Origin of the sequence: Proteiniclasticum sediminis (assembly GCF_018128025.1) — a bacterium.
GTDB lineage: Bacteria > Bacillota > Clostridia > Clostridiales > Clostridiaceae > Proteiniclasticum > Proteiniclasticum sediminis.
Genome location: NZ_JAGSCS010000011.1, coordinates 87,740 through 95,307 on the forward strand (window position 1 = coordinate 87,740; position 7,568 = coordinate 95,307).

A 7,568-nucleotide genomic window follows, 5' to 3' on the forward strand; every position below is an offset into this window, starting at 1 on the left:
GCATGGATCGGATTATCCTCAACGGAAAACGAATGATTACCCGGGAAAAAACCCATGCCTATCTGAAACGGAAGTTCAGCTTCCCAGATTATTACGGCAAAAACCTCGATGCCCTGTGGGACCTGCTCAGTACCTGGGATCAGGAGACAGAAGTGGTGATCCTCCATCGGGATGCTGTTCTGGAGCAGCTGGGGGATTATGGCGCCTCCCTTCTGGATCTCTTTGGCGAACTGCAGGAAGAGTCTCGGCACCTGACCATCACCTTCGCCGACTGACGTTTTTACGAGGGGGCAGCCCTTCCTCTTCGAAGAGAACTTCGAAAAAGGAATGGAATTGGCCGCCGGATCAGGTATAATGGAGAAAATTAAGAAAGACAAGGAGTTAGCATGGGATATCGATTTGAAACCATAAGCGACATCATCCGCCGGTACAAGAAGGACGAGATCATGATCGCCCTGGACGTCATGGATGTGGATTACAAGAAGTCCTGGCGCAAGGGCGAACTGATGGAGAAGCTGGAGGAAGCCCTCCGCACCTATGTGACGGAGATCTTCTACATGCTTTCCCAAAGGGAGCTGGGCATTCTGAAGAGCATGACGGAGCATGAGGGAAACTACATTCTGAATCCGGAAGCGGAAGAGGAAGCGGAAGTGCTGGATAGCCTGGGAATCCTGGCGAACTTCTGCCTCATCGATCCGGAGGTGAGCTTTGATGAAGAGGGCCGGCACAAGGCATCTGCCAGCCGGGAGTTTCTGGAGCTGTTTACACCTTACCTGGAGCCGGTGCGGCTAAGCCAGGCGGCCTATCTGGATGAAGCGGCGCGGCTCATCGCCGGATGTCTATACTACTACGGCGCTTTGCCCGTGGACGATCTCTACAGCATCGTTTCCCGCAACCATGGCAACATGGACCGGAAAATGTTTGAGCGGGTCCTCTCCTACAAGGAGGCTCTGGCAGATCTCTACATCCCCCTCTACGACAAGGATGTGGAATACATTGTGGATCCCGATTTTTCCCAGTTCCATACCCTGAAGGATGTGGCCACCTGGGGCAAGGGGGTAAGCTACAAGCCCTTTACCCGGACGGAGCTTCTGGATGCCGGCCATCCTCTTTTCCTGGAAGAGCCGGAAGGCTACGGGGAGATTTATGATGCCCTGGAACCCCACCTGGCGGTGGATGAAGAGCTGACCCAGGCTTTTCCGGAGATCAGTCGGGAGTTCGTCCTAGGCATGCTCTTGGATCGGACCATCGCCCTCTGGCGAATGCTGGGTCCCTACGAGGAAATCATCACCGAGCTATGGACCAACCTGGAGTTTGATTCCCTGAAAGAGTCCAAGGAGATGGCCCAGCGAATGAAGTCCTATCTTCAGTCCCTTAGCCGCTGGGATCTCAAGGGATATTCCCTGGAGGAGCACAAAGCCCGAAAAATACGCATGGGAAGTAACGTCATTCCCTTGAAGGCCTATGTGAATCGAAGGAAAAACTAAAGGGCTCTTCGGATGGGCGATGTTTCATCGGGGAAATCCTCTGGTTTGACAAGGGAAAATCCTTATACTATAATAATGAGGCAAATACGAGGATCAGGACGAGTAGTCCGCAGATCAGCTGTTAGAGAGGGATCGGGTGGTGCAAGATCTCAGCTGGGGCGGAAGAAAATCACCTGGGAGTAGACGGGCTGAACAGTGAAGTAAGCCAGTACGTGGTTTCGCGTTATGAAATAGGATCTCCCGGCGACTGTCCGGCGCATCCGAAACATGCATTTAGGTGGTATAGCGAGACCTCGCCCTATTTTGGGCAGGTCTTTTTTTATAGCAAAAACCAAGTAGACGAAGAAAGTAAGGAGTTGTGGTTTCATGTACAAAAAGGTTGAGGCGGGGAAGTCCTTCGCCGCCATGGAAGACGAAATCCGCGAATTGTGGGCGAAGAAGGATGTCATCAAGAAAAACTATAAACTGAATCCGGAAGGGAAGTCCTTCACCTTCTACGACGGCCCGCCCACAGCCAACGGCAAACCCCATGTGGGTCACGTGCTGACCCGTGTCATCAAGGATCTCATCCCCCGGTATAAGGTCATGAAGGGCTATAAGGTTCTTCGAAAAGCCGGATGGGATACCCACGGCCTGCCCGTGGAGCTGGAAATCGAAAAGAAGCTCGGCATCAACGGCAAGGAGCAGATCGAAGAGTACGGCGTGGAGAACTTCATCAATGAATGTAAAGAGAGCGTCTTCAAGTACACCAGCATGTGGAAAGAGATGTCGGAGAAGATTGGTTTCTGGGTGGATATGGAGAACCCCTACATCACCTACCAGAATGACTATATCGAATCCGAATGGTGGGCGCTGAAAACCATGTGGGAAAATGACCTCCTTTATAAAGGGTTCAAGGTTATGCCCTACTGCCCCCGCTGCGGCACCGCCCTGTCCTCCCATGAAGTGGCCCAGGGCTACAAGGATGTGAAGGACAGCACCGCCATTGCCAAGTTCAAGGTGAAGGGCACCGAGAATAAGTATATCCTCGCCTGGACCACCACCCCCTGGACGCTGCCCTCCAATGCCGCACTGGCGGTCAACAAGAACTTCACCTATGTGGAAGCTCAAGTAGGCGAGGAGATCTACATCCTGGCCAAGGATCTTTGCGAAAAGGTGCTGAAGGACCAGGAGTACACCATCGTCCGGGAATTTTTGGGCGAAGAACTGGTCAACAACGACTATGAGCAGCTGATGCCGTTCCATACCCCGGAAAAGCGTGCCTTCTTTGTGATCCACGGGGACTTTGTCACCCTGTCCGATGGTACCGGCGTGGTCCATACGGCACCGGCCTATGGTGAGGATGACTACATGGTGGGCATGAAGAACAACATCCCCTTTATCCACCTGGTGGATGAGCAGGGGAAATTTGTGGAGAAGGTAACCCCCTTTGCCGGCATGGATGTCCGAAAAGCGGACAAGTCCATCCTGCAGTGGCTGGAGAAGGAGAACAAGCTCTTCAGCACCGAGAAGTACACCCACTCCTATCCCCACTGCTGGCGCTGCGATACTCCGCTGCTTTACTATCCCAAGGACAGCTGGTTTGTGCGCATGAGTTCCCTTCGAGAAGAACTCATGGCCAATTCCGACAGCGTTCACTGGTATCCGGACAATGTCCGCACCGGACGCATGGGCAAGTTCCTGGAAAACGTCATCGACTGGGGTATCTCCCGAGACCGTTACTGGGGAACCCCGCTGCCCATCTGGGAATGCGAATGCGGACATCGGGAATGCATCGGCTCCATCGCCGAGCTTACGGAAAAGGGCCTTGATGTCCCGGAAGGCATTGAGCTTCATAAGCCGTACATCGACAAGGTACACCTGCGCTGCGAAAAGTGCGGTGGAACCATGACGAGAACCCACGAGGTCATCGATGCCTGGTTTGACTCCGGCTCCATGCCCTTTGCCCAGTGGCACTATCCCTTTGAAAACAAGGAGCTCTTCGAGGAGAACTTCCCTGCGCAGTTCATCTCGGAAGCCGTGGATCAGACCCGCGGATGGTTCTATACGCTGCTGGCCATTTCCACAGCCATCTTTAAGCGCAGCCCCTTCGAGAATGTCATCGTCATGGGCCACGTCCTGGATAAGAAGGGCATTAAGATGTCCAAGCACAAGGGCAACGTGGTGGAACCCATGAAGGTCATCAACGAAGAAGGCGCAGATGCCACCCGATGGCATTTCTATACCGCATCCATGCCCTGGCTGCCCACCCGGTTCTCCGAGGATGATGTGGCAGAAACCCAGCGCAAGTTCCTGCTGACCCTCTACAATGTCTATTCCTTCTATGTGCTCTATGCCGACATTGACGGCTTCAATCCTCTGGATTATGCCGATCATGTCTCCGAGAACGTCATGGACAAGTGGGTTCTTTCGAAGCTGAACAGCCTGGTGAAGAAAGTCACCGAGGATCTGGACGGTTATCGCATCACCCAGGCTGCCCTGGCCATTGAGGAGTTCACCGATGATCTCTCCAACTGGTATGTACGCCGAAACCGTGCCCGATTCTGGTCCGATGAGCTGACCGAGGACAAGATCAGCGCCTACACCACCCTCTACAAGGTACTGGTGACCCTGATCACCACCGCAGCACCCTTTGTGCCCTATATCACCGAGACCATCTATCAGAATCTCGTGGTGGGCCTGGACAAAGACGCACCGGAATCCATCCACTTCAACCGCTTCCCGGAAGCCGATGAGACCCTCATCGATACCACCCTGGAAAAGGAGATGGGCCTGGCCCTGAGCCTGGTGAAGCTGGGTCGAAGCGCGCGTAATACGGCCAATATGAAGAACCGTCAGCCTCTGTCTCAGATGCTAATTTCCGAAAAGGAGCTGCCAGACTACTACGGCGACATCATCAAGGATGAGCTCAACATCAAGGAAGTGCTCCTGGGCGCTGACCTCTCCCGTTATGTCAACTTTGAGATCAAGCCCAATCTGCCGGTGCTGGGTAAAACCTACGGCAAGCTGATCCCCAAGATCAAGGGAGCCATTGACCAGATGAACCAGATGGAACTGGCTGGAAAGATCAACGGCGGCGAAACCGTCACCGTAAATCTCGACGGACAGGAGATCGCCCTTTCCCAGGAGAATCTTCTGGTGACCATGCAGGGCCTGGCAGGCTATGCCTTTGCCGGAGAAGGCGAACTGGGGGTCATTCTCGACACGAACATCACCCCGGAACTGAAGGAAGAGGGCGATGTGCGCGAGCTCATCTCCAAGATCCAGAACCTCCGCAAGGAGCAGGGTTTCCAGGTGGCGGACCGCATCGAGCTCTTTGTTTCCGGCAGTGAGCTGCTTCTGCCCATCATCCGAAAGTATGAGGAGCACCTGAAGAAGGAGACTCTAGCGGAAGCTGTGCATTACGGCGAAGAATTTGCCTATGAAGAATTCAATATCAACGGCGAATCCCTGAACATGGGCGTCCGGGTTCTGAACTAGACCCCGGCTCCAAAGGTGGGGAAACTCCGAAAATGGCCTCTCCCTCTGCAGTAATCTGCCGATGGGGGAGGCTCTTTTTCGTCTTTTTGCCCAGGGGATCGTCGATGGAGAGATGAATGGAGGTTTCATCGGGAGAAACACAGGAAAAAACCCAAAAAGACTGAAATTTTTTCGTGAAACAATTTCATCTTTCGCCCTGACTGTGCTAGAATGGAATCAGAATATGTAAACGACCAAAGGTTTTCATGTTTTATAGAAAGTTCAAATTATTTTCAGGAAATATCCTTTATAATGTATATGGTAAGGTTTTCGAGAAAATATTATCCGGAATTTCCGGTGAAATATTCGTTAGAATGAATGACGAATGAGACAGGACAAAATCAGCTAAAAACCGAAGAACAAGGAGTGAATGAAATGGCAGCATCAATCAAGGACGTTGCAAGAGAAGCCGGCGTCTCCATCGCCACCGTATCGCGGGTGCTTAACAATGTGGATGTCGTAAATGAGGATACCAAGAAAAAAGTTCAGGAGGCCATCAAGAAACTGGGATACCGTCCCAATATCGTGGCGCGAAGCCTGAAAACCCAAAAGACCAAGACCATCGGAATTCTGGTTCCGGACATCTCCAACCAGTTTTACCCCGAAGTGGTTCGCGGAGCAGAAGATGTGGCCAATATCTATGACTACAACATCATTCTGTGCAACTCCGACTCCGATCTGGACAAGGAGAAAGAGTATATTCGCGTGCTCAAGGAAAAAATGGTGGACGGCATGCTCTACATGAGTTCCTCCCTGGACAAGGAGATCCTGAACCTCATCGATGAGGTGGAGATCAAAACCGTGCTGGTGGAGACGAAGATTGCCGGGGAAAAATATCCCAGCGTCACCATCGACAACAAGAAGGCAGCTTATGATGCCACCAAGTATCTTCTGGACAAGGGAAACCAGAAAGTGGCCTTCATCGGTCTGAAGAAGGACAAGAACAATGCCACCTCCCAGCGTTACAGCGGCTATGAGAAGGCGCTGAAGGATGCGGGTAAGGAAGTGGATCTGGGCCTCGTGTATTTCGGAGACCTGAAGGCTGCAGACGGCTACAACGGCATTAACGTGATTCTGGAGAACCAGGAGATCGACGCGGTATTCTGTGCCTCCGACGAAATCGCCATGGGCGCCATCAATGCCCTTCGGGACAAGGGCTTAAGCTGCCCTGAGGATGTGGATGTCATGGGCTTCAACGACAGCTACGCTGCCTCCATCTTCTACCCGAAGATCACCACGGTGGCTCAGCCGATGTATGACATGGGTTCCGTGGGCATGCGCATGCTGATCAAGATCGTCAACAACAAACCCCTGGATGAGGATCAGTACACGCTGCAGTACTATCTCGTGGAGCGCGATTCCGTTAAGAAGTAGGAGGGTTTCATGGCTTACAAGTACAATATGGAAGAACTGTACCAGATGACCCTGGATACCCTGAACCGTCGCGGGGTCACGGTGGAGGACATTGCGGACATCGTCATGATCCTCCAGGAAAAATACTATGAAGGACTCACGAAGGAGTTCTGTGTGGAGAACATCCACGCCGTCCTCCACAAGCGGGAAATCATCCATGCGGTGCTCACGGGCATCGCCATCGATGAGCTGGCGGAGAAGAAGCTTTTGCCGGAACCCCTCCAGGAGATCGTGGAAAGCGATGAGGGACTTTACGGCATCGATGAAATTCTCCCCTTATCCATCGTCAATGTTTACGGCAGCATCGGGCTGACGAACTTTGGATTCCTGGATAAGGAAAAGATCGGCATCATCAAGAAGCTGGACCGGGAGAAGCACGGGGTTCATGTGAATACGTTCCTCGATGATATTGTGGCTGCCTTGGCCGCAGCGGCTGCCAGCAGAATCGCCCATTCCGAACGGAAATAAAGATTAAGTAAATCAAATGAATGAAGATCTGAGTTGTGAGGCTCAGATCTTTTTTGTGGCTTTTTTGCGGTAACGCTTACTTCTAGAAGCATCATTCAGATTTTGGGCAAAATTGAGGAAGAAATCATGCAAAGGCACAATGGAATAGTCAGTGTAGCTCGAACGGGGACTATTTATAATGCATGTCTAGGAGAATCCATATAATGGAGAGTCAAAAAGAAAATTGGAGTAATTCGGAAAATTAATCTTGAAGATATCGTCGGCTATTGGTATATTGGAATCGATTACAAACATAAAGCGAAAGGGTGATGTTCCTGTATCGATTCCGTAAACTGACGGCCGCTTTTCTATGTCTGGCGCTGCTTCTTCTACCCATTCCCGAAAAAGTATCCGGCGAGGAGGTTCAGGAACCCCCTTCGCGCCATCAGGCGGCTGCCCCGAAGATTCTGGGGGAAGTGGTGGACAAGCGGGAGCGGAATGTGAAGCACTTCCTGCGGGAAGACTGGACCACCCTGGCCGCGGTACATCCTGATGCGGTGCATTTTGAAGAGCAGGGGAAACTCGTGGAGATGGACAACCGGCTGGAGAGCGGCACGGATGAGCAGGGCACGCTGGTGCTGCAGAATCGGAAGAACGCCTTTCAGGTGCGCTTTGCCAAGACCAGCCAGGCGGCAAAGCTGG

At 52.3% G+C, this 7,568-nt stretch carries 6 protein-coding genes and 1 other annotated feature; all 6 genes read left to right on the forward strand.

What is annotated here, in order from left to right; genetic code table 11:
• The first annotated feature begins 2 nt into the window (after window positions 1-2).
• Entirely contained in the window at window positions 3-275 is a 273-nt protein-coding gene (locus KCG48_RS09295) for a barstar family protein (protein WP_211801544.1), read from the forward strand.
• A 111-nt stretch (window positions 276-386) separates the two neighbouring features.
• Window positions 387-1,487, forward strand: coding sequence for a hypothetical protein (locus tag KCG48_RS09300; RefSeq protein ID WP_211801546.1), 1,101 nt, complete (start codon window positions 387-389; stop codon window positions 1,485-1,487).
• Window positions 1,488-1,567: 80 nt separating this feature from the next.
• Window positions 1,568-1,791 (forward strand) — a binding site (T-box leader).
• A gap of 62 nt (window positions 1,792-1,853) precedes the next feature.
• A complete protein-coding gene (gene ileS / locus KCG48_RS09305) occupies window positions 1,854-4,967 on the forward strand; it encodes an isoleucine--tRNA ligase (protein WP_211801549.1) in 3,114 nt (1,037 codons plus the stop codon).
• 414 nt (window positions 4,968-5,381) lie between these two features.
• On the forward strand, window positions 5,382-6,380 hold the full coding sequence (locus KCG48_RS09310; protein WP_211801551.1) for a LacI family DNA-binding transcriptional regulator: 999 nt from the start codon (window positions 5,382-5,384) through the stop codon (window positions 6,378-6,380).
• Window positions 6,381-6,389: 9 nt separating this feature from the next.
• Window positions 6,390-6,887: a phosphatidylglycerophosphatase A family protein gene (locus KCG48_RS09315; RefSeq protein WP_230977079.1), complete on the forward strand. Its 498-nt coding sequence runs from the start codon at window positions 6,390-6,392 to the stop codon at window positions 6,885-6,887.
• 308 nt (window positions 6,888-7,195) lie between these two features.
• Window positions 7,196-7,568, forward strand: a 373-nt coding sequence (locus KCG48_RS09320) for a hypothetical protein (RefSeq protein WP_211801553.1), incomplete at its 3' end; no start/stop codon positions are given.

Excerpts from the sequence above, each read along its gene's own strand:
- KCG48_RS09295 (WP_211801544.1), top strand. The coding sequence starts at position 3 with ATGGATCGGATTATCCTCAACGGAAAACGAATGATTACCCGGGAAAAA.
- KCG48_RS09300 (WP_211801546.1), top strand. The coding sequence starts at position 387 with ATGGGATATCGATTTGAAACCATAAGCGACATCATCCGCCGGTACAAG.
- ileS (WP_211801549.1), top strand. The coding sequence starts at position 1,854 with ATGTACAAAAAGGTTGAGGCGGGGAAGTCCTTCGCCGCCATGGAAGAC.
- KCG48_RS09310 (WP_211801551.1), top strand. The coding sequence starts at position 5,382 with ATGGCAGCATCAATCAAGGACGTTGCAAGAGAAGCCGGCGTCTCCATC.
- KCG48_RS09315 (WP_230977079.1), top strand. The coding sequence starts at position 6,390 with ATGGCTTACAAGTACAATATGGAAGAACTGTACCAGATGACCCTGGAT.